Origin of the sequence: Nocardioides carbamazepini (assembly GCF_024614185.1) — a bacterium.
Taxonomy (GTDB): domain Bacteria; phylum Actinomycetota; class Actinomycetes; order Propionibacteriales; family Nocardioidaceae; genus Nocardioides; species Nocardioides carbamazepini.
In genome coordinates, this window is the sequence record NZ_JAHTLF010000012.1 from 13,935 (window position 1) to 37,977 (window position 24,043).

The 24,043-nt window shown below is 74.2% G+C and carries 26 protein-coding genes and 1 tRNA gene; 9 read left to right on the plus strand and 18 right to left on the minus strand.

The features are described 5' to 3' along the window. Positions 1–10: 10 nt before the first annotated feature. From dapD to KVF89_RS05515, 4 genes are all read left to right on the plus strand, one after another. Complete coding sequence (gene dapD, locus KVF89_RS05500) at positions 11–949, plus strand: 2,3,4,5-tetrahydropyridine-2,6-dicarboxylate N-succinyltransferase (RefSeq protein WP_257424078.1); 939 nt, start codon at positions 11–13, stop codon at positions 947–949. 35 nt (positions 950–984) lie between these two features. Next, on the plus strand, positions 985–1,944 hold the full coding sequence (locus tag KVF89_RS05505) for a VldE C-terminal domain-containing protein (protein ID WP_257424080.1): 960 nt from the start codon (positions 985–987) through the stop codon (positions 1,942–1,944). Between the two features lie 75 nt (positions 1,945–2,019). Next, positions 2,020–2,271 (plus strand): YlcI/YnfO family protein, encoded by a 252-nt coding sequence (locus KVF89_RS05510; protein WP_257424082.1) that lies wholly within the window; start codon positions 2,020–2,022, stop codon positions 2,269–2,271. Then, the gene (locus KVF89_RS05515) at positions 2,268–2,645 is read left to right on the plus strand and encodes a hypothetical protein (RefSeq protein WP_257424083.1); all 378 of its coding nucleotides are present in this window, start codon (positions 2,268–2,270) and stop codon (positions 2,643–2,645) included. The genes KVF89_RS05510 and KVF89_RS05515 overlap by 4 nt, the downstream gene beginning before the upstream one ends. Here KVF89_RS05515 and dapC read toward each other — a convergent pair. Both dapC and fdxA read right to left on the minus strand, forming a co-directional pair. Then, the gene (gene dapC, locus KVF89_RS05520; RefSeq protein ID WP_273475548.1) at positions 2,632–3,762 is read right to left on the minus strand and encodes a succinyldiaminopimelate transaminase; all 1,131 of its coding nucleotides are present in this window, start codon (positions 3,760–3,762) and stop codon (positions 2,632–2,634) included. The genes KVF89_RS05515 and dapC overlap by 14 nt on opposite strands. After that, complete coding sequence (fdxA, locus tag KVF89_RS05525; protein WP_257424085.1) at positions 3,759–4,085, minus strand: ferredoxin; 327 nt, start codon at positions 4,083–4,085, stop codon at positions 3,759–3,761. Before fdxA ends, dapC begins: the two co-directional genes overlap by 4 nt. A 136-nt stretch (positions 4,086–4,221) precedes the next feature. Between fdxA and KVF89_RS30365 the strand changes: the two genes are divergently transcribed. Continuing rightward, positions 4,222–5,133 carry a GNAT family N-acetyltransferase gene (locus KVF89_RS30365; protein WP_257424087.1) on the plus strand — a complete coding sequence of 304 codons (912 nt, stop codon included), beginning with the start codon at positions 4,222–4,224 and terminating at the stop codon, positions 5,131–5,133. Here the strand turns inward: KVF89_RS30365 and KVF89_RS05535 are convergent. Together KVF89_RS05535 and KVF89_RS05540 are read right to left on the minus strand one after the other, a co-directional pair. Continuing rightward, positions 5,091–5,591, minus strand: a complete 501-nt coding sequence (locus KVF89_RS05535; protein WP_257424089.1) for a GNAT family N-acetyltransferase — start codon at positions 5,589–5,591, stop codon at positions 5,091–5,093. The two genes, KVF89_RS30365 and KVF89_RS05535, sit on opposite strands and share 43 nt — an antisense overlap. Then, a complete protein-coding gene (locus tag KVF89_RS05540; protein ID WP_257424091.1) occupies positions 5,584–6,993 on the minus strand; it encodes a cystathionine beta-synthase in 1,410 nt (469 codons plus the stop codon). The genes KVF89_RS05535 and KVF89_RS05540 overlap by 8 nt, the downstream gene beginning before the upstream one ends. A 37-nt stretch (positions 6,994–7,030) precedes the next feature. On the opposite strand from KVF89_RS05540, the gene KVF89_RS05545 reads away from it, so the two are divergent. After that, positions 7,031–8,050, plus strand: a complete 1,020-nt coding sequence (locus tag KVF89_RS05545; RefSeq protein WP_257424093.1) for an SGNH/GDSL hydrolase family protein — start codon at positions 7,031–7,033, stop codon at positions 8,048–8,050. Positions 8,051–8,142: 92 nt separating this feature from the next. Here the strand turns inward: KVF89_RS05545 and KVF89_RS05550 are convergent, their stop codons facing one another. Together KVF89_RS05550 and KVF89_RS05555 are read right to left on the minus strand one after the other, a co-directional pair. Continuing rightward, the gene (locus KVF89_RS05550; RefSeq protein ID WP_257424094.1) at positions 8,143–8,982 is read right to left on the minus strand and encodes a Bax inhibitor-1/YccA family protein; all 840 of its coding nucleotides are present in this window, start codon (positions 8,980–8,982) and stop codon (positions 8,143–8,145) included. A gap of 146 nt (positions 8,983–9,128) precedes the next feature. Further along, positions 9,129–9,806 (minus strand): class I SAM-dependent methyltransferase, encoded by a 678-nt coding sequence (locus tag KVF89_RS05555; protein ID WP_257424095.1) that lies wholly within the window; start codon positions 9,804–9,806, stop codon positions 9,129–9,131. A 115-nt stretch (positions 9,807–9,921) separates the two neighbouring features. Here KVF89_RS05555 and KVF89_RS05560 point away from each other — a divergent pair, with 115 nt between their 5' ends. Both KVF89_RS05560 and KVF89_RS05565 read left to right on the plus strand, forming a co-directional pair. Next, positions 9,922–10,560 (plus strand): ClpP family protease, encoded by a 639-nt coding sequence (locus KVF89_RS05560; RefSeq protein WP_257424097.1) that lies wholly within the window; start codon positions 9,922–9,924, stop codon positions 10,558–10,560. Then, the gene (locus tag KVF89_RS05565) at positions 10,557–11,177 is read left to right on the plus strand and encodes a ClpP family protease (RefSeq protein WP_257424098.1); all 621 of its coding nucleotides are present in this window, start codon (positions 10,557–10,559) and stop codon (positions 11,175–11,177) included. Before KVF89_RS05560 ends, KVF89_RS05565 begins: the two co-directional genes overlap by 4 nt. Here KVF89_RS05565 and KVF89_RS05570 read toward each other — a convergent pair. Further along, positions 11,159–11,473: a helix-turn-helix domain-containing protein gene (locus KVF89_RS05570; RefSeq protein WP_257424100.1), complete on the minus strand. Its 315-nt coding sequence runs from the start codon at positions 11,471–11,473 to the stop codon at positions 11,159–11,161. The genes KVF89_RS05565 and KVF89_RS05570 overlap by 19 nt on opposite strands. Positions 11,474–11,550: 77 nt before the next feature. After that, complete coding sequence (locus KVF89_RS05575) at positions 11,551–12,117, minus strand: CGNR zinc finger domain-containing protein (protein WP_257424101.1); 567 nt, start codon at positions 12,115–12,117, stop codon at positions 11,551–11,553. A 25-nt stretch (positions 12,118–12,142) separates the two neighbouring features. Here KVF89_RS05575 and KVF89_RS05580 point away from each other — a divergent pair, with 25 nt between their 5' ends. Further along, positions 12,143–13,579 (plus strand): MFS transporter, encoded by a 1,437-nt coding sequence (locus KVF89_RS05580; protein ID WP_257424103.1) that lies wholly within the window; start codon positions 12,143–12,145, stop codon positions 13,577–13,579. Here the strand turns inward: KVF89_RS05580 and KVF89_RS05585 are convergent. The 10 genes from KVF89_RS05585 to KVF89_RS05630 form a co-directional block, all read right to left on the minus strand. Further along, positions 13,549–13,623 (minus strand) — tRNA-Leu (locus KVF89_RS05585). The two genes, KVF89_RS05580 and KVF89_RS05585, sit on opposite strands and share 31 nt — an antisense overlap. A gap of 25 nt (positions 13,624–13,648) precedes the next feature. Beyond that, positions 13,649–14,203: a peptide deformylase gene (gene def / locus KVF89_RS05590; RefSeq protein WP_257424104.1), complete on the minus strand. Its 555-nt coding sequence runs from the start codon at positions 14,201–14,203 to the stop codon at positions 13,649–13,651. Beyond that, complete coding sequence (locus KVF89_RS05595; RefSeq protein WP_257424106.1) at positions 14,200–14,724, minus strand: glycine cleavage system transcriptional repressor; 525 nt, start codon at positions 14,722–14,724, stop codon at positions 14,200–14,202. The genes def and KVF89_RS05595 overlap by 4 nt, the downstream gene beginning before the upstream one ends. Beyond that, complete coding sequence (locus KVF89_RS05600) at positions 14,721–16,184, minus strand: oligosaccharide flippase family protein (RefSeq protein ID WP_257424108.1); 1,464 nt, start codon at positions 16,182–16,184, stop codon at positions 14,721–14,723. Before KVF89_RS05600 ends, KVF89_RS05595 begins: the two co-directional genes overlap by 4 nt. Then, positions 16,181–17,257 (minus strand): GNAT family N-acetyltransferase, encoded by a 1,077-nt coding sequence (locus tag KVF89_RS05605; protein WP_257424110.1) that lies wholly within the window; start codon positions 17,255–17,257, stop codon positions 16,181–16,183. The genes KVF89_RS05600 and KVF89_RS05605 overlap by 4 nt, the downstream gene beginning before the upstream one ends. Next, positions 17,254–18,273 carry a UDP-glucose 4-epimerase GalE gene (galE, locus tag KVF89_RS05610; protein WP_257424111.1) on the minus strand — a complete coding sequence of 340 codons (1,020 nt, stop codon included), beginning with the start codon at positions 18,271–18,273 and terminating at the stop codon, positions 17,254–17,256. Before galE ends, KVF89_RS05605 begins: the two co-directional genes overlap by 4 nt. After that, positions 18,270–19,097, minus strand: coding sequence for a hypothetical protein (locus tag KVF89_RS05615; protein WP_257424112.1), 828 nt, complete (start codon positions 19,095–19,097; stop codon positions 18,270–18,272). The genes galE and KVF89_RS05615 overlap by 4 nt, the downstream gene beginning before the upstream one ends. Continuing rightward, on the minus strand, positions 19,094–20,185 hold the full coding sequence (locus tag KVF89_RS05620; protein WP_257424114.1) for a glycosyltransferase: 1,092 nt from the start codon (positions 20,183–20,185) through the stop codon (positions 19,094–19,096). Before KVF89_RS05620 ends, KVF89_RS05615 begins: the two co-directional genes overlap by 4 nt. Continuing rightward, positions 20,182–21,294 (minus strand): glycosyltransferase family 4 protein, encoded by a 1,113-nt coding sequence (locus KVF89_RS05625; protein ID WP_257424116.1) that lies wholly within the window; start codon positions 21,292–21,294, stop codon positions 20,182–20,184. The genes KVF89_RS05620 and KVF89_RS05625 overlap by 4 nt, the downstream gene beginning before the upstream one ends. After that, complete coding sequence (locus KVF89_RS05630; protein ID WP_257424118.1) at positions 21,291–24,032, minus strand: oligosaccharide flippase family protein; 2,742 nt, start codon at positions 24,030–24,032, stop codon at positions 21,291–21,293. The genes KVF89_RS05625 and KVF89_RS05630 overlap by 4 nt, the downstream gene beginning before the upstream one ends. Positions 24,033–24,043 lie beyond the last annotated feature (11 nt).

Here is a 24,043-nt window from a genome sequence, read left to right on the forward strand (position 1 = left end):
ATCTCCTCACGTGACTGCCGCCTGGGGCTTCGGCCTGACGACCTACGCCGCCGACCAGACCATCCTCGACACCTGGTTCCCCGCGCCCGCGCTGGGCGAGCGGCCCGCCGACGCGCAGGCTCCGGCCGAGCTGGTGGCGCTGGAGGGCACCGACGAGGCCCGCGGCGTCGTCCGCAAGGTCAACCTGGTGGAGATCGCCGACCTGACCACGGCACCGGCCGACACCGCTGACGTGTGGCTGCGGCTCCACCTGCTCTCCCATCGTCTCGTCGCCCCGCACGGCCAGAGCCTGGACGGCGTCTTCGGCCTGCTCGCCAACGTGGTGTGGACCTCCGCCGGTCCCTGCGCGGTCGAGGGCTTCGAGCTCACCCGCGCGCGCCTGCAGGCCACGGGCCAGCACGTCACCGTCTACGGCGTCGACAAGTTCCCCCGCCTGGTCGACTACGTCATCCCCGCCGGCGTCCGGATCGCCGACGCCGACCGGGTCCGCCTCGGCGCGCACCTCGCCGCGGGCACCACGGTCATGCACGAGGGCTTCGTGAACTTCAACGCCGGCACCCTCGGCACCTCCATGGTCGAGGGCCGGATCTCGGCCGGCGTCGTCGTGGGCGACGGCTCCGACATCGGTGGCGGCGCCTCGATCATGGGCACCCTGTCCGGCGGCGGCAAGCAGGTCATCTCGGTCGGCCGGCGCTGTCTGCTCGGCGCCAACGCCGGCATCGGCATCTCGCTCGGCGACGACTGTGTCGTCGAGGCCGGCTGCTACGTCACCGCGGGCACCAAGGTGACCGTCCTCGAGCCCGGCAAGGACGCCCACGTCGTGAAGGCGTCCGAGCTGTCCGGCGCCAGCAACGTGCTGTTCCGCCGCAACTCGGTGTCGGGCGCGATCGAGGCCGTGCCGTGGCAGGGCGAGGGCATCGCCCTCAACGCCGCGCTGCACGCCAACTGAGCCGCGGGTCACCAACCCCCACGCACACTGGGTCCGTGAAGAACCGTGCCTGGGCGGTCGTCATCGGCCTCGCGGTCCTGGCGACCGTCGCGGCCGTCGCCATCGGCGCCCTCAAGGCGACGGACCGGCTGGTCGGCGGACCCGACGGCGACTGCACCGTCACCGTCGCCGACCACACCGTCGAGGTCAGCGGCGAGCAGGCCGAGAACGCGGCGCTGATCGCCGCGATCGCCGTACGACGCGGGCTGCCGGCCCGGGCGACCTCGATCGCGCTCGCCACGGCGTACCAGGAGTCGAAGCTGCTCAACATCGACTACGGCGACCGGGACTCCCTGGGCCTGTTCCAGCAGCGGCCGTCGCAGGGCTGGGGCACGCCCGACCAGGTCCTCGACCCCGTCTATTCGACCAACGCGTTCTACGACGCGCTCGTGGAGGTCGACGGCTACGAGAGCATGGAGATCACCGTCGCCGCGCAGGCCGTGCAGCGCTCGGCCTTCCCGGAGGCGTACGCCGACCACGAGGCCGACGGGCGGGCCCTCGCCTCCGCGCTGACCGGCTACTCCCCCGCGACCTTCAGCTGCGACCTCGACGGCGGCGCCCCGGCGGCCGATGTCGAGCTGGTGGCCAGCGGCCTCACGCCGCGCGCCGACACGGTCCGCACCGAGCTGCTCGACCGCTTCGGTCGCCTGCAGCTCGGGGGCTTCGAGCCGGACGGCGTCTCCACCGGCCACATGGAGGGCTCGGCCCACTACGACGGGCGTGCCATCGACGTGTTCGTGCGCCCGATCAACAAGAAGAACACCGCGAAGGGCTGGGCGATGGCGCACTGGGCGGTCGCCAACGCCGCGCGCCTCGGCATCCGCACCGTGATCTTCGACGACCGGATCTGGACCGCGGGACGCGAGGGCTGGCGTGACTACGACCCGCCCGACCGCGTGGGCGACATCAAGATCCTCGAGCACCGCGACCACGTGCACGTCGACGTGTTCCGCTGACCGGTCGGCGCAGGTTGTCCACAGGCCCCGGGATCTGCGTTGCGCATACGATTGTATGCGCCTAGTCTGGGTGGCATGGCCCGGATCACCATCAACGTCGACGACGACACCGGCAGCGCCATCCGCGAGGCGGCCGCGAGCTCCGGCGAGTCCGTGAGCGCCTGGATGTCGCGCGCCGCCGAGATGAAGCTGCGCAATCAGCTGCTGGGCAAGGCCCTCGACGAGTACGAGGCCGAGTACGGCGCGTTCACCGAGGAGGAGCTGGCCGAGGCCCGAGCATTCTTCCGCCAGAAGCCCGCCCGCTGGACCGAGGAGCCCTCGACATGAGCCTGGTCCTGGACACGGGGGCGCTGCTCGCCGTCGAGTGGCGCCACCGGGCGGTGCTCGCCAAGATCCGCACCGCGCAGATGGAGGGCGTTCCGGTGCGGACCAGCAGCGGCGCGGTGTCTCAGGTCTGGCGCAACGGAGCCCGGCAGGCGCTCCTGGCCACCACCCTGCGCGGCATCGAGGAGCGGCCGATCGACGCCGCGTCGTCACGACGGATCGGCCGCGTCCTGGCCGACACCGGCACGAGCGACGTCGTCGACGCGCACGTGGCCGTGCTCTGCGACGACGACTCCCACCTGCTGACGTCGGACCCGGGCGACCTCGACCACCTGCTCCGCGTGCTCGGTCGGAGCGCGACGATCAGCCGCGTGTGAGCCGCTCCACCGCCGCGTCGATCCGCTCGTCGGTCGCGGTGAGCGCGATCCGGACGTGGTGGGAGCCGGCGGCGCCGTAGAACGCGCCCGGGGCGACGAGGATGCCTCGGTCGGCGAGGTCGGCGACCAGCTCCCAGCAGTCCGGGCCGTCGGGGCCGCGGGTGGTCCACAGGTAGAGCGAGGCCTCGGAGTGCTCGATCGTGTAGCCGGCCGACTCCAGTGCCGCCCGCAGCGTCGTACGCCGGGCGCGGTAGCGCTCGTGCTGCTCCTTGACGTGTGCCTCGTCGCCGAGGACGGCGGCCATGGCGTGCTGCTGCGGCGCGGGCATCATCAGGCCGAGGTTCTTGCGGACCGCCAGCAGCTCGGCGATGACCTTCCGGTCACCGGCGACGAACGCGCAGCGGTAGCCGGCGAGGTTGGAGCGCTTGGAGAGCGAGTGGACGACGAGGATGCCCTCGGCCGAGCCACCGGAGATGTCGGGATGCAGGACGGAGAGCGCCTCACCCTCCCAGACGCAGTCGAGGTAGCACTCGTCGGAGACGAGCAGCACGCCCCGCTCCCGGCACCAGTCGACGACCTTCTTGAGGTGCTCCTTGGGGAGCACCCGGCCCGACGGGTTCGACGGCGAGTTGACCCACAGCAGCCTCGGCGTCTCGGGGCCGAAGGTGGTCAGCGCGTCGGTGGGGACGGCCCGCGCGCCCACCAGCGCGGCCCCGACCTCGTAGGTCGGGTAGGCGAGCGCCGGGTAGCCGATCAGGTCGCCGGCGCCGAGGCCGAGGTACGTCGGCAGCGAGGCGATGAACTCCTTGGACCCGATCAGCGGCAGCACCTGGTCGAGGCCGAGACCGGTCACACCGTGGGTGCCGGCCAGCCAGTCGACGACGGCCTGCCGGACCTCGGTGGTGCCGACGGTCACGGGGTACCCGGGCGCGTCAGCGGCCCGGGTGAGCGCGGCGCGGGCGACCTCGGGGGTCGGGTCGACCGGCGTGCCGATCGACAGGTCGACGATCCCCTCGGGGTGTGCGCGCGCCCGCTCGGCGTACTGGGCCAGCTTGTCCCAGGGGAAGTCCGGGAGCCGCTGGGAGACCGGGGTGCTCAGTCGGCCCTCGTGGCTCAATGATCCGCGTTCTGCGGGTCGAGCGCAGCGATGAACTCGGCGTCCTTGTCGATCTCACCCATCTTGGCGGCACCGCCGGGCGAGCCGAGGTCGTCGAAGAACTTCACGTTGGCGTCGTAGTAGTCCTTCCACTCCTCCGGGACGTCGTCCTCGTAGAAGATGGCCTCCACCGGGCAGACCGGCTCGCAGGCACCGCAGTCGACGCACTCGTCGGGGTGGATGTAGAGCATCCGCTTGCCCTCGTAGATGCAGTCGACCGGACACTCATCGACGCACGCACGGTCCTTAACATCGACGCACGGCTGCGAGATGATGTAGGTCATCTGTTCCTCCTGGACCAGGACTAGCGGCAGAGTCAGACACGAATGTCTTTCGTATCGGGGTCAGCCTAGTATCCCCGGCGTGGCCGACGCGCGCAGACCCCCGGATTCTGGACGCCATCTCCTCGGACCGCATGTCGTGGGCCAGCGGATCGTCGTGCGCCGTGTCCTGCGCGGGCAGACCGGGCCGAGCGGCGGCCCCGCCTTCACCGACGTCCTCGGCACCTGCCTGGCGTGGGACGCCGACACCTGCCTGGTCGAGCGGGCCGACGGCGAGAAGGTCCGGATCGCGCTGGCCGACGTCGTCTCCGGCAAGCCGGTCCCGCCGCGCCCGCCCGCCCGGATGCGGGTGAGCGCCCGCGACGCCGAGGCGCACACCGCGGCGCTCTGGCCGAGCGTCGAGACGGCGCCGCTGGGCGCCTGGGTGCTGCGCTGCGAGACCCGGCCGTCCGGCCGGCTCCTCAAGCGCGCGAACTCCTGCCTGGCGATGGGCGAGCCGGACCGGCCCGTCGCCGCGGCGCTCGCCGAGATCGCGACGTACTACGCCGCGCGCGGGCGCGACCCGCTCGTCCAGGTCGAGACCGGCTCGGACGTCGAGGCGGCCGTGGCCGCCGCGGGCTGGCGGCCGCTGCCGACGGGCGACTCCGAGCTCCGCCTGGCGTCGGTGTCCCGGGTGCGCCGCGACCTCCCCCCGGCCGCGACCCGGCCGGCGACGCCGGTCGAGCTGAGCGTCACCGGCGTGCACGCGCTGGCCGGGGCCGGCACCGGGTGCGACCCGATCGCCGAGGGACGGGCCGCGGTCGACGGCGACTGGGTGGGCCTGCACGGCCTGAGCGTCGACCCGGCCCACCGTCGGCGCGGGCTGGGCGCCGCCGTCGTCGCGCGGCTGCTGGGCTGGGCGGCCGAGCAGGGCGCGCTGACCGCGTGGCTGCACGTCGAGACCGACAACGCCGACGGGCGGGCGTTCTGGGAGGCGCTGGGCTTCGTGGCCCACCACACCTGCCGCTACTACGCCCCGAGCTCCGCGAGCGCGTGGCCGGACAGCCGGTAGGTCGTCCACTCCTCCATCGGGCGGGCGCCCAGCGCCTCGTAGAACTCGATCGACGGCGTGTTCCAGTCGAGCACCGCCCACTCGACGCGGCGGTACCCGCGGTCCATGGCGATCCGCGCGAGCGCCGTCAGCAGCGCCTTGCCCAGGCCGCTGCCACGCGACGCCGGGTCGACGTACAGGTCCTCGAGGTAGATGCCCGGCACACCGGTCCACGTCGAGTACGTGCGGAACCACAGCGCCATCCCGACCACCGCCCCGTCACCGGACTCCGCGACCAGGACGCTGGCGACCGGGTCGTCGCCGAACACCCAGCGGCGCAGGTCGTCCTCGGTCGTCTCGACGGCGTCGGGCTCGCGCTCGTAGTCCGCGAGCGCCCGGATCAGCCGGAGGACGTCGGGGACGTCCTCCGGTGTCGCCTGGCGGACACCGGCCGGGAGGTCGGGTCCGCCGTCAGCCACGGGCGAGGAAGTTGAGCAGGTCGTGCCGGGTCAGCACGCCGACCGGCTTGCCGTCCTCGTGGACCAGCACCGCGTCGGCCGACTCGAGCAGCGGCACGGCGGCCGTCGCGTCCTCGGTCGAGCCGATGGTCGGCAGGGCCGCGGACATGTGCTGCTCGACCGACTCGGTCAGCGTGGCCTTGCCGGTGAACAGCGCGTCGAGCAGGGCCCGCTCCGAGACCGAGCCCGCGACCTCGGCCGCCACGATCGGCGGCTCCGCGCGCACGACGGGCATCTGCGAGACGCCGTACTCCTGGAGGATCTGGACCGCCTCGGCGATGGTCTCGTTGGGGTGCGTGTGCACGAGCGCCGGCAGGCCACGGGACTTGCCGCGCAGCACCTCGCCGATGGTCTGCGCGGGCCGCGGCTGGCCGGTGCTGAAGCCGTACTGCGCGAGCCAGTCGTCGTTGAAGACCTTGCTGAGGTAGCCGCGGCCCGAGTCGGGCAGCAGCACGACGATGACGGCGTCGTCGCGGCCCTCGGCGGCGAGCTCCTGGGCGAGCTGGCGCGCGGCGTACGCGGCCATGCCCGAGGAGCCGCCGACCAGCATCGCCTCCTCGCGGGCGAGACGGCGGGTGAAGGCGAACGAGTCGGCGTCGGAGACCTCGATGATCCGGTCGGCGACCGTGCGGTCGTAGGTCTCCGGCCAGAAGTCCTCACCCACGCCCTCGACGAGATAGGGGCGGCCGGTGCCGCCGGAGTAGACCGAGCCGGCCGGGTCGGCGCCGACGACCTGGACCCCGGCCCCTCCCCTTTCAGCAGCGCGCTCCTTGAGGTACCGGCCGATGCCGGAGATGGTGCCGCCGGTGCCGATGCCCGCGACGAAGTGGGTGATCCGCCCCTCCGTCTGGCGCCACAGCTCGGGGCCGGTCTCCTCGTAGTGGGAGCGCGGGTTGTGCGGGTTGGAGTACTGGTCGGGCTTCCATGCACCGGGCTGGCTCGCCAGCCGGTCGGACACGTTGTAGTAGGAGTCGGGGTGCTCGGGCGCGACGGCCGTCGGGCAGACGACCACCTCGGCGCCGTACGCCTTGAGGACGTTGCGCTTGTCCTCACTCACCTTGTCGGGGCACACGAAGACGCACTTGTAGCCCTTCTGCTGGGCCACCATCGCCAGCCCGACGCCGGTGTTGCCGGACGTCGGCTCGACGATCGTGCCGCCGGGCTCGAGGGCGCCGGACTCCTCGGCGGCCTCGATCATCCGGGTGGCGATCCGGTCCTTCACGGAACCACCCGGGTTGAGGTACTCCACCTTGGCCAGCACCAGCGGTCCGCCGGTACCGCCGTCCGGCAGGTCGAGGGAACGGTTGAGCCGGACCAGCGGGGTGTTGCCGATCAGCTCCAGCAGGGACTCGACGTACTCCATGCCCCCACCGTATCGGTGCCTCCGTAGAGTTGCGGCCGTGAGCAAGGCGTCCGCAGCCCGCAAGCTCGCCGCCGCCGCACTGTACGGCGGGGGCGGGCTCTCCGCGCTCGGCGCGGGCCTCTACGGCATCCTCTCCGCGGAGGCGAGGATCGCCCGCAAGACGATCGGCCCCGCCCGCGACGAGCCGCCGCCGGACGCGACCGGCTGGTACGGCCGCGGCCGACCCGGCCCCGCCATCCGGATCGCCCTGCTCGGCGACTCCAGCGCCGCCGGCTACGGCGTGGAGCGGGTCGAGGAGACACCTGGCGCACTGATCGCCTCCGCCGTCGCCGAGCACGCCGACCGGCGGGTCTACCTGCGCGAGTACTGCGTCGTCGGGGCGAAGTCGTCCGACCTCGCGGCCCAGGTCGACCGGGCGCTGCCGATCGAGCCCGACGCCGCCGTCATCCTGATCGGTGGCAACGACGTCACCCACACGGTGCGGCCCTCCCACTCGGTGCGCTCGCTGTCGGACGGCGTACGACGACTGATCGGGGCGGGGGCGACCGTGGTCGTGGGCACCTGCCCGGACCTGGGCACCGTCCAGCCGATCGCTCCCCCGCTGCGCCAGGTCGCGCGGGCCTGGTCGCGGCGGCTGGCCGCGGCGCAGACCATCGCGGTGGTCGAGGAGGGCGGCCGGACCGTGTCGCTCGGCGACATCCTCGGGCCGGAGTTCGCGGCGGCACCCGCGCTGCTCTTCGGTCCCGACCAGTTCCACCCCTCCGCCGAGGGCTACCAGGCACTGGCCGGGGTCCTCGTCCCGTCGGTCCTCGCCGCGCTCGAGCACGCTCCCGACGAGGCGGGCCTCGAGGCCTACCGCGGCGAGGGCGTGCTGCCCGTGACCCGCGCGGCCGTCCAGGCCGTCAACGAGCCCGGCACCGAGCTGGGCGGCACCGAGGTCGGCGGTCGCCGGGCCGGTGTCCGCGGCCTGTGGGTGGAGCTGCGGCACCGCCGCGGACGCAAGCACGTCCCCGGCGAGGCTCCCGAGCAGCACGAGACGGCCCCGGATCCCGCCTGAGGCTGGTCTGGGTTCTCGGTTCAACTACCGAACAAGACACGACGGCCCCGACCCCACCGAGGTGGGGCCGGGGCCGTCGTACGACGCGGAGGTCAGTCCTGCTGGAGGATCGCGAGGATGCGCAGCAGGTTGGTGTAGATCCAGACCAGGCTGACGGTCATCGCGAACGACGCCCGCCACGACTCGCGCTCCGGGATGCCGTTGCGGACACCCTGCTCGACGAAGTCGAAGTCCATGACCAGCATGAACACACCGAGCACGAGGCCGGCGACCGCGAACAGCAGGCCCATCGGGCCGAAGCCGAACAGGCCGAGGTCGGCGCTGAACATGCTGAGGACGATCTCCATGAGGCCGAGGCCGACCATGCCGAACATCGCGGCCGTCACCATGGTGCGGAACTTGTTGCCGACCTTGATGTCGAAGAACTTGTACGCCGCCAGCGTGCCGGCGAACGCGGCCATGGTGCCCAGGACGGCCTGCAGGACGATCGTGTCGCCGATGAAGGCGTCGAACGTCTTGCTGATCGCGCCGAGCGCGACGCCCTCGGCGGCCGCGAAGGCGAGCACGAGCGCCGGGCTGATCTCCCGCTTGAACGAGTTCACCAGCGACAGCACGAACGCGAGGATGCCGCCGATCGCCGACGCGGCGTAGAGCGGCGCCAGGTCCTGGGCGACGTCCGCACCCTCGATGGCCGGGGTGAGGAACCAGGTGGCACCCGCCGTCACGAAGACGACGGCCAGGGTGATCGCGGTCGACTGGACGACCGAGTCGATGGTCATCCGGCCCGGGCGAGCGCCGGTCGGCGCCTCCGGGGCGGGGTAGCCGGGCTGCTGGTAGCCGCCGTACTGCGGCTCACCGAAGCCCTGGTAGGCAGCGGCTCCGGACCGGTTGAACTCCTCGGAGCGCCGGAACACCGGGTTGTTGCTCTGCATGGTCTCCTCCGCAGGCTTGCGAGTCTGCTGGGCGGCCACGGTGGACGCCCTTCCACCTACAGTCTAGGTGTCTCGATGCTGGTGCAACGCTCGGTCGTTGCCAAAGGTTCCCGAAAGCGGACTTCGGCGTGCCGGCGGCGGCCCGATCAGCGTCGGCGCAGCCGCACCACGGTGTCCCGCACGAGCAGCGGCCCGTCGGGCGTGGCCTGCTCGCGCACGGGGGTGTCGGCGACCTCGACGTCCCAGTCGCCGTCGGGCCCGGCACCGAGCGTCTCGAGGACGCGGTCCGGCTCGAACATCAGCCCCGGACCGTGGTCGTGGCGGGCTCCGGTGGTGACGTCGTCGGGGTGGTGGGCGGTGACGAGGAGGCGGCCACCGGGGGCGACGGCGTCCGCGACGCCGCGGTAGACCGCGGCGAAGTCGGGCTCCGGGACGTGGAGGAAGCTGACCGTCACCAGGTCGAAGGTGTGCCGGCCGGCCGGGCGCGGGTCGGCGAGGGCGTCGTAGAAGCCGATCCGGATCCGCTCGCCGATCCCCTCGTCCCCGGCGTGCGCGGCGACCTTGGCCAGCGCCACCTGGGACACGTCGACGGCGGTCACCTGCCAGCCCTGCTTGGCCAGCCAGATCGCGTCGCCACCCTCGCCGCACGCCACGTCGAGCGCGGTCCCGGGCCGCAGGTCCGCGGTCTGCTCGACCAGTCGCTGGTTGGGCCTCCCGCTCCAGACCCGGTCGCTGCCGCCGTACCGCTCGTCCCAGAAGCCGGCCGTCAGGGCGTCGCGCAGCGTCTCGAGCGTTGAGTCGTGATCATGGTCGTGTCGGTGCATGCCACCACTCTCCCGCTTCAGGTGGACATGAAGTCAAGCGCTGCTGTCGGCAGCGGCCCGCTGCCGTGGGCGGAACCGCCTGGTCCGGGCCACGCGTGCCGCCGACAGTGGGGACATGAGCGACGAAAACCGACCCCGCATGTTCGACGACCGGGTACGACGCGAGCTGCTCCAGCAGCGCGTGCTGGTCCTGGACGGAGCCCTGGACGACGACAACGGCGTGCTGCTGACGACCCAGCTGGTGGCCCTCGCCGCCGACGACCCGAACGCCGACATCGTGCTGTGGATCCACTCCCCCGGCGGCTCGGTGCCGGCGATGCTCGCGATCCGCGACGTGATGCGGCTGGTGCCGTGCGACGTCGCGACCCTCGCGCTCGGCATCGCCTGCAGCGCCGGACAGTTCCTGCTGTCCTCGGGCACGCGGGGCAAGCGGCGGGCGCTCCCCCATGCCCGGGTCCTCATGCACCAGGGGTCCGCCGGGATCGCCGGCACCGCGGTCGACATCGAGCTGCAGGCGCAGGACCTGCGACACACCCGCGACACCGTGCTCGCGCTCATCGCCGAGGACACGGGGCAGCCGCTGGAGCGGGTGTTCGAGGACTCGCTGCACGACCGGTGGTACTCCGCCCAGCAGGCGCTGGAGTACGGCTTCGTCGACGAGATCGTGTCGTCGTACGACGTGCTGGTGCCGCCGCGACGCGGCCCGCTCGGGCTCGGCGGCTTCGCGGCGACCGGGACGGGAGCGGCCCGATGAGCAGCTACCTGGTCCCCAACGTGATCGCCCAGCACCCCCGGGGCGAGCGGATCATGGACGTCTACTCCCACCTGCTGACCGAGCGCGTGGTCTACCTCGGCACCGCGATCGACGCGGGCGTCGCGAACTCACTGGTCGCGCAGCTCCTGCACCTCGAGGCCGACAACCCGGACCGCGACATCCACCTCTACATCAACTGCGAGGGCGGCGACCCGAGCGCGATGCTGGCGGTGCACGACACGATGCAGTTCATCCGCCCCCACGTCGCGACGACCTGCGTGGGCCAGGCGATCGCGGTCGGAGCCGTGCTGCTGGCCGCCGGGGCGGCGGGCAAGCGGGCGGCGCTTCCGCACGCCCGGGTGGTGCTGCACCAGCCGGCCGTCCAGGGCCGGGGCCCGATCCCCGACCTGATCCTGCAGGCCGACGAGGTGGTGCGGGTGCGCGCCGACATCGAGCAGATCCTGTCCCGGCACACGGGCCAGGACACCGCGACCCTGCGGGCCGACACCGACCACGACCGGGTGTTCACGGCGGCCGCCGCCCGGGAGTACGGGCTGATCGACCACGTGATCGAGAACCGGGCGCCGGCCTCGATCGCTCAGGCCGCGAGGGCGTAGACCGAGCCCGAGACGGCCACCGGGACGGCCAGGGGCACCGTCACGGGCCGCAGGTCGCCGGCGACCGAGGTCGTGAGGTCGAGGAGCGTCGTGCCGAGGGCACCGAGGACGGCCGCGATCATCTCGCTGCTCGGCTCCTTGACGCCCCGCTCGATCTCGGAGAGGTACTGCGGCGAGATGCCGGCCCGCCCCGCCGTCTCGGTCAGCGTCTCGCCGCGCCCCCGGCGCAGGTCGCGCAGCCGTCGTCCCACCAGGTCCCGCCACAGCGGCTCCGCCGCCCTCTGCTCCTCGGCCATGCCTCATCGTAGGTGGGCGACCGGGCCCGACCGGGGCCTGCGCGAGGAGTTCTGCTCTGAGCAGAAGACAGCGGGCGTCAGTCCCGGACGTCAGCCCCGGACGTCGCGCTGGACGTCGCCCTGGACGTCGCCCTGGACCGGCGGTGGCGCCGTACCGCGTCGCGGTTCGCACACGGGTGCGAGCAGTAGCGCTGGCGGCCGGGGCGACTGAGATCGACGAATACCCGACGACAGTTCGCCCGGGCGCACCGCCCGATCCGGTGCATCCCGTTGCGGGTGAGGTGCTCGGCGGTCGCGACGCTGACCGACGCCGCGAGGGTCTCGCCGAGGCTCGCGTCGGCCGCGCGGTAGTGCAGGTGCCAACCGCTGCCGTCGTGGTCGGTGACGAGCGGGGCGCTGGCGAAGCGACGGAGCAGCCCGTTGAGCAGCACCACGCGGGCACCCTCGTCGGCTTCGTCGGCCAGCGCCTCCCAGGCGTCGAGGAAGCGGCGCACCGCGCCGGTGTCGCGAGGCCCGGCGGGGTTGTCGACCGGCATGCCGAACGAGCGCCACCGCTCCTCCAGCTCACCGAGGTCCGCGGGACGCTCGTTGACGAGCGAGGCGACGACGCCCAGGAGCTCCGGCACGTAAGGGTTTACCCGCACAAGAGCATTACATCACCGTAGGCGTATGCCCGTGCCGTCCACGACGCCCGAGACATCCGACGCGTCCGAGATCTCGGAGACGACCGGCTGGCGGCCACTCGTCGCCTGCTGCCTCGGCACCTTCCTGCTGATGGCCTACACCGCCGTCCTGACCGTGGCCCTCCCGGCCATCGGCGCCGACCTCCGGGCCGGCGTCGGCGCCCTGCAGTGGGTCGTGAACAGCTACCCGGTGGCGCTGGCCGGCCTCCTGCTCGGCGCGGGGTCGATCGGAGACGCGTTCGGGACCCAGCGGGTCTACGTCATCGGTGTCGCCGGCTTCACCGGCGCGACGCTCGTCGCCGGGCTCGCACCCGACGTCGCCTGGCTGATCGCCGGCCGCACCGCGCAGGGCGTCGCGGGCGCGCTCATGTTCGGCTGCATCCCCGCACTCATCGGCACGGTCTACACCGAGGCGCGCCGCCGAGCGCTCGCCTTCGCGATCTGGGGCGCCGTGGCCGGGGCGTCGTCGGCCGTCGGTACGGTCGCCGGCGGGCTGCTCACCGGGCTCCTCGGCTGGCGCTGGCTCTTCCTCGCCGCCCTCCCCTTCTGCGCCCTGTCGCTGCTGCTGATCAGTGGTCTCCGGCTGTCCCCCTCCGACCGCGGGCACGCGCCGGCCTCGCCCGTGAAGGTCGACTGGGCCGGCACGGCGCTGGCGACGACCGCGGTCACCGGCCTCGCCTACGCCGTCGCCCGCCTCGGCAGCACCACCGCGCGCGACGCCCAGGTGCTCGGGTCCGTCGCGGTCGCCGCGCTCGCGCTCGCCGGTCTCGTGGCCGTCGAGCGCGCTGCGGCGCATCCGGTGCTGCCACCCGGGATCCTGCGGTCGCGACGCTTCGTCGCCGTGCTCGTCACGTCGTTCGCCTACTACTTCGCGACGTTCGGTGCCCTTCCCGGCATCGCCACCTGGCTGCAGGTGTCCGTCGGCATCGCCGCGTTCCCCGTCTCGCTCCTGCTGGTGGTCCAGCTCGGCGCGTTCATCGCGGCATCGGGTCTGCTCAGTCCCCGGCTTCGCCGCACGCGGGCGTCATGGACGCTCGGCGCGACGACCCTGGCGATCGGCGTCGCCGCCGCCAGCGGGACCTGCGTCGCGCTCGACCTCGGCTGGGCCGGGCTGCTCCCGTTCCTCGTCGTGTCCGGGCTCGCGGCGGGGGTGGTCTCGCCCGCGTTGCCGATTCTCACGCTCGAGGCGGCACCGCAGGGCTCCGAGGCGGCCGCCACGAGCGCGGTGAACGCGGTCCGGCAGCTCGGCCTCGCGGTCGGTGTCGCCGTCTGCAGCAGCCTCACCGCGCGCCCCGACGCCGCGTCGGCGGCCCGGGCCCTCGGTGCCTGCGCGGTGGTCGCCATCCTCGCCGGCGCGGCGGTCGTCGTGCTGCTTCTCGACCGCTGGACGGGTGCCCCCGGTGGGAGTCGAACCCACACTTGAACCGCTTTTAAGGCGGCTTCCTCTGCCAGTTGGGATACGGGGGCGGAACCGGTAGCTGCCGGCTGATCCCTATAAGTAGGTCTGGCGCGGGTAGATCGCGTGCGCCCCGGCGACCCGGTCGAGGAAGAGCAGCCCGTCGGTGTGGTCGATCTCGTGCTGCAGGGCGCGTGCCTCGAAGGCGTCGGTGCTGAACTCGACCTTCTCGCCCGTACCGGGCAGCTCGCCGCGGACGGTGAGCCGCGCGGCCCGCTTCACGTCGCCGGTGAGGTCCGGGACGCTCATGCAGCCCTCGCGGGCCCTCTCGTTGCGGCTGGACTCGACGACCTCGGCGTTGCAGAGGACGAAGGTGCCGTGCTGGGTGCGGGTCTTGGGGTGCTCGACGACGTCGACGCAGAACATCCGGACGCCGACGCCGACCTGGTTGGCGGCGAGGCCGACGCAGCCGGGGCTGACCCGCATCGTCGCGACCAGGTCGGCGGCGAGCTGCACGATGTCGGCGGACGTCGGGTCGACGTCGGCACCGCGCGCGGAGAGCACGCCGTCGGGCGCCCGGACGACGTCGAGCACGCGGCCCTCGACACCGAGCTCGGCCTCGGTCCAGGCCGCCACCCGCTCGCTGTTCACAGCTCGTCGGCCTCGGCGAGGCGCAGGGTCGCGGTGACGCCGACCCGCTCGGCCGCGGTCCGGATGGCCCTCTCGACCGCGGCGACGTCGGCGTCCACCGGCAGGTCGAGCTCGGCGACGAGCAGGTAGAGGTCGCCCGCGAGACGGGTGGTCAGGTCCGTGATGTTCCCCCCGGCGGCGGCGACCTCGGTGACGACCGCGGAGACGATGCCGGAGCGGTCCCCGCCGTGGACGGTCAGCACCCAGGCACTGCCTCCGGCGGCGGGCGTGGGACCGGCGGCGACCGGCCGGACGGCGACATCGAGGTCCCCGCCGGCGGCGAGTGGGGCGAGGGCCCGCTCGATGGCGGCGACGTCGGAGCCGCCGCGGCACAGCAGCATCATGGCGAAGTGCCCGCGCAGCAGGGTCATGGTGGAGTCCTCGATGTTGAGCCCGAGCTCCGCGAGGCCGGCCGTGGTGGCGGCGATGATGCCGGGACGGTCGTGGCCGAGGACGGTGACGGCGTACAGGTCGGTGCTCACGCCCCCATCATCCCAGCCCCGCGGGGTCGGTTGCGCAGCAATGCGACAACGTTCCCGAACAGGACGGGGTCGAGCACCCGGCTCGCGGCGGCCCAGACCAGCAGGAACGCCCCCGCGCCGGCGGGCAGGGCGAGCGCGACGTCGGCGACCAGCTCGACCACGACACCGGCGACGACCGTTCCGGGGACGAGGGCCAGGAGCGGCCGGAGCCGGCAGAACCGGCCGGCGACCCGGGTGAGCGCCACCCCGAGGACGACGGACTCCACCAGGAACGCGGTCGTGGTGGCCACCGCGGCAGCCGTGATGCCCCACCGCGGGACGAGGAGGACGTTCATGCCGATGTTCACCGCCAGCGCGAGCACGCTCGCGACCAGGACGACGGGGTCGGGCCGCAGCGCGAGGAGCACGGAGGCGCACACGTGGGTGACGCCGAACAGCAGCGGGGCGGCGGCGAGGCCGAGCAGCACGCCGGGGTGGACGTACTGGTCACCGAAGAGGAGGGCCACCAGGTCGTCGCCCCGCAGCGCGATCACCACGCCGTACGGCAGGTAGACCGCGCACGCCACGACCAGTCCCCGCTCGGCCCACGTCCGGATGTGCCGGCGGTCGTCGGGACGGCTGGCGATGACCGGGACGTACGCACGCGAGAGGGTCCAGCTCACGAAGAGGATCGACTCGAAGACCCGGTAGCCCGCGCCGTAGATGCCGACGGCGGTGGTGCCGAGCATGACGCCGATCAGGGCCGCGTCGATGCGGAAGACGCCCATCGCCGCGATGTCTCCGAGCCCGGTGACAGGCGCGGCCCGCAGCACCAGGCGGACCTCGGCCCTGCTCCCCCGGACCCGCATCCGGGCCCCGGCCCGGCGCGCGGCCGCCTGCATGCCGAGGACGCCGACCGCCGTGCCGAGCAGGTAGCCGACGGCACCGTCGACGGCGCTCCGCGTGGCCAGCAGCATCCCCCCGCACAGCACCAGCACCGAGAACCGCTGGAGCACGAGCACCAGGGCCGAGAGCTGCTGACGCTGGCGGGCGGCGCAGGCCGCCCGGGACGCGTCGGTGACCGTGTCGAGCAGGCAGCTCGCGACCAGCAGCGCGACGATCTCGGCCTCGTGCGGCGCCATCGTGGCGAACAGGACGGCCGCGGTCGCCGCGAGCACGGCGCTCGCGAGCACGAGCCGGATCCCGACCAGCCCGCCGTAGCACCGGTCCAGGAGCTCGGGCCGCGCGCTGCCGAGCTGGATCAGCCGCGCGTCCAGGCCCAGCCCCGAGAGCACGGACAGCAGCAGGCCGAGGCTGAGACCGAAGGAGAGCAGACCGAAGTCGGCCACCCCGAGCAGCCGTGCCATCACGAGCACCGTGAGGAAGGTGGCCACCTTGCCCAGGAGCTCCGAGGCGCCGAGGGCGAGCACGGTCGCGCCGGTACGCCGCAGGGTCTCGGTCTGCTCCGCGACCTGCGTCATCGCGCGACGAGGCTGCGCACGAGGGACGCGGGCACGGCGGCGCGCGCCCTGCGGCGCAGTCCGTCCGCCCACGCATCGACGGCCACGACCACGGCCCCGGAGGCGGCGCGCACGGCCACCCTCCGGGTCTCGTGGTCGCCGAACTTGGCCTCGGTCCGTCCCCGCAGCCAGTCGAAGGTGGTGACGCCGGGCGCCTCCGCGGCCCGGACCACGGCGAGCATGTCGCAGACGATGCCGCCCTGGTAGCGCTGCCATTCCTCCGCGACCCGGCCGTCGAACAGGCGGTAGGTCTCGCCGTCGACCATCGTCACGGCGTAGCCGGCGACGTCGTCGTCGACGACCAGCACGTCGACCACCAGCCGACCGCGGGCGGCCGCGTCGAGGAGCACCGCCTCGTGGAACGACCTCATCCGGGGGTCGTCGAGGTGACTGCGGCGCCCCGCGGCATGGTCGCGTCGCCGCCGTACCTCGACCAGGACGGGCAGCCAGCGCTCGACGTCGTCGAGGTCCGTGGCCACGACCGTCCGCCAGGCCCGGCCGTCCGCGTCGAGCCGGCCCGTGGCCCGGCGGACGCTGCGCCGCCGGTTGCGGCTGATCCGGAAGGTGCCGCCGACGCCCTCGATCCGCGGCATCGGCGGGCCGGTCTCGACCCGGCAGCCCGGCAGCCGCTCCGTGAGCACCCGCACGGCCGCGTCGTCGGGGTCCAGCTGGTCGAGGTCGAGCGACCACGACCGGTGCGACGCCAGCCACCGGACCAGAGCGTCGGCGAGGGCCGCCGCGGCCACGTCGTCCTCGTGGAAGAGCCGTCCGTAGTCGTTGAGGTCACCGCCCAGGAGCTCGATCCGGCGGATGCCGCGGCGCGAGCCCAGCGACAGGGCGGCCAGCGCCGCCGGCGCGTCGGCAGGCCCGACGGTGATCACGACCGGAGTCCCGGGCAGGTGCCGGGCCGCGGCCCGGAGCCAGTCGGCGGTGGTGCAGAACTCCGCGCTGCGCTCGTCGATCCAGCCGGACAGCCGGCCCAGCCGGGCCGTGGCCGCCCCGCCGACCTCCACCTGCGTCGTGAACGTCGTCATGATGCCTCCCGATCCGGGTGCCGGCCACGGGACCAGGCCCGGGCGTCCTCGATGCCGTCCGCGAGGGTCCGCTCGGGCCGCCAGCCGAGCAGGCGTCGCGCGCGGGTGCTGCGGGTGAACGCGCCGACCGTGTCGCCCGCACGGCGAGGTGCCTCGACCACCGGCAGCTGCCGCCCGGTCACCTGCTCGAACGTCGTGATCAGCTGGCGCACCGTCGTACCGCTGCCCGTGCCGAGGTCGACGGCGGCATGACGTGCGTCCCCGAGAGCGCGGTCGAAGTGCCGGAGGGCGGCGACATGGGCCCGGGCCAGGTCCCAGACGTGGACGTAGTCGCGCACGCCCGTGCCGTCGACCGTCGGGTAGTCGACCCCGGTGAGGGGGAAGGGCCGCCCGGTCCGATGTGCCGTCAGGAGCCGGCCGAGCACATGGCTCGGATCCGGCTGGTAGGGACCCGTCCGCAGCCATGGGTCCGCGCCCACGGGGTTGAAGTAGCGCAGCGAGAGGACGCGGAGCGACGTCGCCGCGGCGAGGTCGGCCAGCAACGTCTCGGCGACCGCCTTGGTCCGCGCGTAGGGGCTCCGCGGGTCCCACGGCGACGACTCGTCGACACCCAGGTCCGGGCCCGGCGCATAGATCGCCGCCGAGCCGCTGAACACGAGTCGGGTGACGCCGCAGGCCAGCAGCGTCTCCGCGAGCTCGAAGGTGCCCGCGACGTTCGTGCGGTAGTACGCCGCCGGCTCGCGCACGGACTCCGGGACCACCACCCGGGCGGCGCAGTGCACGACGGTCCGCACGCCGGGATTCTCCCGGAGCACCCGCCGGAGAAGGGCACGGTCGGCGATGTCGCCGACGTATGCCGCGCGACCACGCAGGAACGCGCGCCGTCCGGCCGAGAGGTCGTCGAGCACGACCGGCCGGTGACCGGCGTCCGAGAGCGCCGAGACCACGGTGCTGCCGATGTAGCCGGCTCCACCGGTGACCAGGACGTCCGCGCCCGTCGTCACGGGATGGCTCATCGGCACCGCCCCGGCACGTGCGGACGCACCCCGTCCGGGATCGGGTAGGCCAGCACGCGATCGAGGCGGAGGCCGGGCGGCACGGCGTGGAACAGATGCAGGCGGACCGTGCGGGCGGCACCGGGACGGAAGCAGTAGAAGCGGCCCGAGATCACCTGGGCCACCTCGCCCTCCCCGTCGACGAGCAGCGCCTGGACGGCGACGAAGCCGGAGAGCCGGCCGCGCGCCTTCAACCGGACGGCGACGACCGTGTCGTCGTCGTACCGGCGGAGGTCGGCGGCGCCCACGCGCACCGTCGCGTCCGCGGGGGAACCCGTCTCGGCGCTCAGCGTCTCGACGGCCACGGTGGCGATCTCGGGCACGTCCGCAGCGAGCGGGACGAACAGGCCGAACTCCGCGCCGGCCGGCAGCCCGACGACCGAGCAGCACACATCGGCGTCGGTGCCGCTCGTCGACAGGACCACGGCGCCCGCCGCGTCGCGGGCGATCACCCGGACCCGCGCGCTCGCGATCGGCTCCGTCGACTCGTTGCCCACCAGCACCGCCAGCTGACCGGCCTCCCGGCCCCACGAGCGCACCGCCAGCACGTCGCCGTCCGCGGCCGGACCGGCCGCCGGATCAACCGCCGGATCCGCCGCCGGGCCGGGCGGCTGCGGCATGATCAGGCCGACCTGGAGCCGGGTCCGATCGCGACGCTCGTCAGGTCCGCCGATCACGCCGGTCAGCAGCAGGCCGCCGGCGACCAGGCCGGCGAGCACCAGCAGCACGCCGGCGCGGAGCGACCAGCTGTGTCGTCGGCGGCTGCGGCTCGGGTGGTGATTCATCGGGTCACTCCTGTCCCCATCCGCCGGTCGCCGGGGCGACCGGCGAGACGCAGGTAGATGTCGTCGTAGTGCGCGACCATGCGGGCCACCGAGAAGCGGCTCGTCACCCGTGCCCGTCCCCGTCGCGCCAGCTCCGCCCGGAGGCCCTCCTGGTCCACCAGGTCGACCAGGCCCGCGGCGAGGGCCGCGACCGACCCGGGCGCCACGAACCGGACCGCACCGCCGAAGTGCTCGACCAGCCCGCTCACGCCGGAGGCGAGCACAGGAAGACCGGCGGCGAGCGCCTCGAGCACCGCGACCGGCAGCCCCTCCCAGTCGGTCGGCAGCACCAGGAAGTCGCTGGCCGCCAGCAGTCGCGGGACGTCGGCGCGCTCCCCGAGCGGGTGGACGCTCGCACCGACCCCGTGGCGGTCGATGTCGGCCAGCACCCGTCCCCGTCGCGGACCGTCACCGGCGAGGAGCAGGAGGGCACGGTCCGCGACGACGGGCCACGCCTCGACCAGCAGGTCGTGGCGCTTCTGCGGCACCATCCGGGCCAGGCACAGCCCGACGGGCACGTCGGGTGGCAGGCCGAGCTCGGCGCGCGCCCGTCCGCGCGGGTACGCCGGCAGCGGCTCGAGCGCGGTCGGCACGACGTCGATCCGGGAGCCCGGGTAGCCCTCCCCCGCCAGGGCCTCACCGAGGTGGGGCGAGACGACCACGACACGATCGCTCACCCGGCGCAGGATGCGCGCGGCGCGGCGGCTGTCGTGGCCCGCCACCCCGTGCAGGGTGGTGAGCACGGGCGCCCGTCCGCCGAGCGCCAGGCCTGCCACGAGCGAGGCCTTGGGGTTGTGGGCGTGGACGAGATCGGGCGGCGGCAGCGAGCGCAGCCGACGGAGCGAACGGGCCAGGCCGGCCGGACCGCGACCGACGAGCGGCACCGGTACGTGGCGCACGCCGGCGGCCTCCAGCGCGGGGATCCGGTGGCCGGGCCCGCTCGCCACCCAGACCTCGTGGCCGTCGGCGGCGGCAGCACTCGCCAGGGCCACCGCGATCGTCTCGGCGCCTCCGACGCCGAGCTCGGCGATGACGGTCAGGATCCTCATCCGATCTCCTCATAGACAGCGAGCAGCTCGCGCGCGCAGCGCTCGGCGGTGAACCGCTCGGCCACCCGCCGGCGTGCCGCCGCGCCCATCCGGGTGCGCAGCGGCGCGTCGGCGGCCAGTGCCCGCAGCGCGGCGACGAGCTGGTCCTCGGCACCGGCGTCGACGAGCAGCCCGTCGACGCCGTCGCGGACGATCTCGGGGATGCCGCCGACCCGGGTGGCGACGACGGGAAGGCCGGACGCCATCGCCTGGAGGACCGCCATCGGGCACGCCTCGGCGGCCGACGGCAGGACGAGCAGGTCGGCGGCGCGCAGCTGCGGTGCCGGGTCGGGAAGGAACCCGAGGAACCGCACCCGATCGGCGCAACCGGTGCGGGCCACGGCCGCCTCGACCCGCGCGCGCTGCGGGCCGTCCCCGATCAGGTCGAGGGTGAGGTCCGGCACCCGGGCGACGGCCCGGACCAGGTCGGGCACCCGCTTGACCGGCTGCATCACACCGAGCCAGGCGGCGGTGACGCGGCCGACCGGTCGCCGGTCCGGTCCCGGTAGGTCCAGCCAGGTCCGGCCGACGCCGTTGGGAACGGTGCGGACCCGGGCCGCGGGGACTCCGACGTGGTCGCGCGCGTACGTCGTCAGCGCCTCGCACGGCGTGACGACGACGGTGCGCCGGGTGGCTGCCAGCAGCCGCTCCCCGGTCAGGTAGGCGACCCGGTCCCGGCGACGTGCCGGCCCCGTCGAGAGGTTGCCCGGCACCAGGCCGGCGAGCTGGTCCGGCACGCCGTGCAGCGTGTAGACCGCGGGGATGCCGTGCCGTCGGGCGAGGATCCGGCCGACGAGGCCGGCACGGCGGTCCTGCAGGTGGACGAGGTCGGGCCGCACGCCGGCGAGCAGTGTGGCCGCCGCCCGCAGGCCGCGGAGGTCGGAGCCGCTGTGGATGCTGAGGAGGTGCGTGCGCACTCCTCCTGCCGCCGCTCGGACCAGGTGGGGTCCCGCGGGGCCGGCCAGTCGGCTGTCGTGGCCGAGCGCGGCGAGCTCGATGGCGACGTCGACCGCGTGATCGACCGGACCGCCGTGGGCCTGGGTCAGCACCTGGAGCACGCGCCGGGTCATCGCCGCTCTCCCCAGGGGGCCGAGAGACGGGTGCGCAGCGGTTCGATGCCCAGGCCGAGGGCGGCGAGCAGCCAGATCGGCAGGAAGTACTGCTCGCTGAGGAAGCAGGCGGCGGTGGCGGCGCCGGCCAGCGCCACCAGGACGGCGTCGGCCAGCGAGCGGTCCTGGCCTGTCCGGCGGTCCTCCCCCGTCCGGCGGCCCTGGCCCGTCCGGCGGGCCCGCAGCGCCCCCCGGGCGGCGAGCACCAGGACGGCGAGGAAGGCGGCCAGACCGGCCAGGCCGAGCTCGGCACTGACGTCGAGGTACATCTGGTGGGCGACGGTCTCGCGGACCCCGGTCCCGCCGGCCGGGAGGAAGCGCGTCCGCTCCGCCGCGAACCCGCCAGGTCCCTGTCCGAGGACCGGGTTGGCGGCGGTCATGTCGACGGCGACCGTCGCGGCCGTCAGGCGTTGGGCGACGTTGCCGGCCGCAACGTGCTCCTTCTCGGCCAGGCCGCGGGCGACCACGTCCCCGTGGGTCACGCCGACCACGATCGCGCAGACGGCCGCCAGCGCTCCGACGCCGAGGAGCGTCACCGGCCGGACGGCGCGGAGCAGCAGGGCGACCACGACCATCGCCAGGAGGCCGACCAGCGCACCGCGGGAGAAGGTGGCGAGTGTGGCGACGAGGAGCACCGCTCCACAGCCGTTCCCCCAGGTAGCGGCTGTGGAGCGGCGGTCATGGAGCACGGCGAAGGGCAGCGCCGTGATCAGGAAGAAGGCCAGGTCGTTCGGGTCCGCCAGCGGTCCGGCCGCGCGGCCGCCGTGGACCAGGAACGAGACCAGGCCGACCGCCCCCGCGGCGGTGCAGGACAGGACGTAGGCGGTCGCGAGCCGGCGTGCGAACGCCGTGGGACCGGGACGGCTGCGGCGCAGGAGGTCGACCAGGACCACCACGACCAGAGCATGGGCGGCATAGCTCACGACGTGGTCGCCACCGGCGACCACGTCGGCGCCGTTGGCAACGAAGGACGCGACCAGGACCACGACCAGCGCCCCGAGCGCGACCAGTCCGGGGCGCCGCAGCCCCCGCGGGCGCGGATCATGCAGCACCCGCACCGACCAGGACACGAACAGGACCGCTCCCGCCGCCTTGAAGGCCGCCGGGTGGATCTCCTCCTGGAGCAGGTGGGCGAAGGGCGCGGCGACGACGAGCGCGATCGCCGCCCACTCGACGCGCAGGACGGCGGCGGCGAGCGCGGCCAGGCCGGCGACCACCGCGAGCGCGACGTACGGCGCGCGCGCCGCCACGAGCCCGGCACCCACCGCCAGCACGACCAGCACGGCCGGCGCGAGCACGGTCGCCACGAGGCGGCGTGGCCGGCCGGGCGAGCGGGACAGCGCGTCGGCGACGGCCCGCGCCGGCATCAGCGGCACCGTCCGCCGGGCGAGGTCCGACCACCGGAACCCCGGCACCCGGACGGTGACCAGGACCGCGGCCGCGGCCAGGGTGACGAGGGCGGCAGCCAGCTGGGTGACGGCGACCGCGGTGATCCCGCGCTCGACGTAGCGGCCGAGGAGCAGGACCAGCAGGACGACGTGCAGTGCGGCGAGGCCGAGGGTGTCGGCGGTGCGGCCCACCGCGCGGAGCGCGACGAGCAGGGGCTCCAGCACGCTCAGCACCAGGCCGTAGGCCGCGAGCCAGCGCAGTGCCGGCACGGCGACCGCCCATTCGTCGCCCAGCAGCCGCAGGAGGGGGGCAAGCACCACCATCGCCGTATAGACCGGCACGAGCAGGCGCTGGACCACGACCGTCGCCGCGACGGCGGACTCGCCGACCGCTGCGCCCCGCAGCCGGCACAGCTGCGGGAAGACCGCGCCGCCGATCACGACGGCGACGAGCAGGTAGGGCATGAACGCGATCCGGAACGCCATCGAGTAGGCGCCCAGGTCGTCGGCGCCGAGCCGGTGCGCGACGAGGGCGTAGTCGACGTTGAGCATGACGAGGGACAGCAGGGCGCCACCGGCGAGACCGCTGCCGTACGACAGCAGCGTCGCGGCGTCGCGGGCGGACCAGCCCGGTCGCACCGGCGGGCGCAGGGTCCACAGCAGGGCGAGCGCGACCACGGCCTGGGCGAGCTGGCCCGGGACCAGGGCGAACGCACCGGCACCGGCCGCCAGCGCGACGCCGGTGACGGCCGCGCCGACCGCGCTGCCCACGACATCGGGCAGGATCCGCCGGCGGAAGTCGAGGCGCCGGCGCAGCAGCTCGGCGCTGATCCCGCCCACCGCGGCCAACGGCACGCACAGCACGACGCCGCGGAACACCTCGGCGCCGGGCGCGCCGACCCGGAGCAGGCCGGCGAGCCACGGCGCGGCGACCCAGACGACAGTCACCAGGCCGAGCGAGGTGACCAGCGCGAGCGTGACCGCGGACCGGGCCGCCCGCTCGGCATCGCCCCGGAAGTGGACGAGGGCGGTGGCGGTGCCCAGATCCGCCAGCACCGTCGTCACGTTGAGCAGCGCCGCGCCGAGTGCCACGACGCCCAGGGCAGCAGGATCGAGCACCGCCGCGACGAGCAGCAGCACCAGGGTCTGCGACGCCTTGGACGCGACGGCGCCGAGCGCCAGCCATCCCGCGCCCGCCGGCAGGCTCGGCAGCAGGTTCGGCAGCAGAGCCCGCACCGATCGCCCCGTGGCGCGGGGGCGCGCCGGCGACGGCCCCACCTCGGGGGCCGCGCGGGAGACGATCACCGTCATGTCACTCCAGT

Bases quoted from the DNA above. Each gene is read 5' to 3' on its own strand.
- KVF89_RS05510 (WP_257424082.1), top strand. From the start codon at position 2,020: ATGGCCCGGATCACCATCAACGTCGACGACGACACCGGCAGCGCCATC.
- KVF89_RS05515 (WP_257424083.1), top strand. From the start codon at position 2,268: ATGAGCCTGGTCCTGGACACGGGGGCGCTGCTCGCCGTCGAGTGGCGC.
- fdxA (WP_257424085.1), bottom strand. From the start codon at position 4,085: ATGACCTACATCATCTCGCAGCCGTGCGTCGATGTTAAGGACCGTGCG.
- KVF89_RS05540 (WP_257424091.1), bottom strand. From the start codon at position 6,993: ATGGAGTACGTCGAGTCCCTGCTGGAGCTGATCGGCAACACCCCGCTG.
- KVF89_RS05550 (WP_257424094.1), bottom strand. From the start codon at position 8,982: ATGCAGAGCAACAACCCGGTGTTCCGGCGCTCCGAGGAGTTCAACCGG.
- KVF89_RS05555 (WP_257424095.1), bottom strand. From the start codon at position 9,806: ATGCACCGACACGACCATGATCACGACTCAACGCTCGAGACGCTGCGC.
- KVF89_RS05560 (WP_257424097.1), top strand. From the start codon at position 9,922: ATGAGCGACGAAAACCGACCCCGCATGTTCGACGACCGGGTACGACGC.
- KVF89_RS05565 (WP_257424098.1), top strand. From the start codon at position 10,557: ATGAGCAGCTACCTGGTCCCCAACGTGATCGCCCAGCACCCCCGGGGC.
- KVF89_RS05570 (WP_257424100.1), bottom strand. From the start codon at position 11,473: ATGGCCGAGGAGCAGAGGGCGGCGGAGCCGCTGTGGCGGGACCTGGTG.
- KVF89_RS05580 (WP_257424103.1), top strand. From the start codon at position 12,143: ATGCCCGTGCCGTCCACGACGCCCGAGACATCCGACGCGTCCGAGATC.
- KVF89_RS05600 (WP_257424108.1), bottom strand. From the start codon at position 16,184: ATGACGCAGGTCGCGGAGCAGACCGAGACCCTGCGGCGTACCGGCGCG.
- KVF89_RS05605 (WP_257424110.1), bottom strand. From the start codon at position 17,257: ATGACGACGTTCACGACGCAGGTGGAGGTCGGCGGGGCGGCCACGGCC.
- galE (WP_257424111.1), bottom strand. From the start codon at position 18,273: ATGAGCCATCCCGTGACGACGGGCGCGGACGTCCTGGTCACCGGTGGA.
- KVF89_RS05615 (WP_257424112.1), bottom strand. From the start codon at position 19,097: ATGAATCACCACCCGAGCCGCAGCCGCCGACGACACAGCTGGTCGCTC.
- KVF89_RS05620 (WP_257424114.1), bottom strand. From the start codon at position 20,185: ATGAGGATCCTGACCGTCATCGCCGAGCTCGGCGTCGGAGGCGCCGAG.
- KVF89_RS05625 (WP_257424116.1), bottom strand. From the start codon at position 21,294: ATGACCCGGCGCGTGCTCCAGGTGCTGACCCAGGCCCACGGCGGTCCG.
- KVF89_RS05630 (WP_257424118.1), bottom strand. From the start codon at position 24,032: ATGACGGTGATCGTCTCCCGCGCGGCCCCCGAGGTGGGGCCGTCGCCG.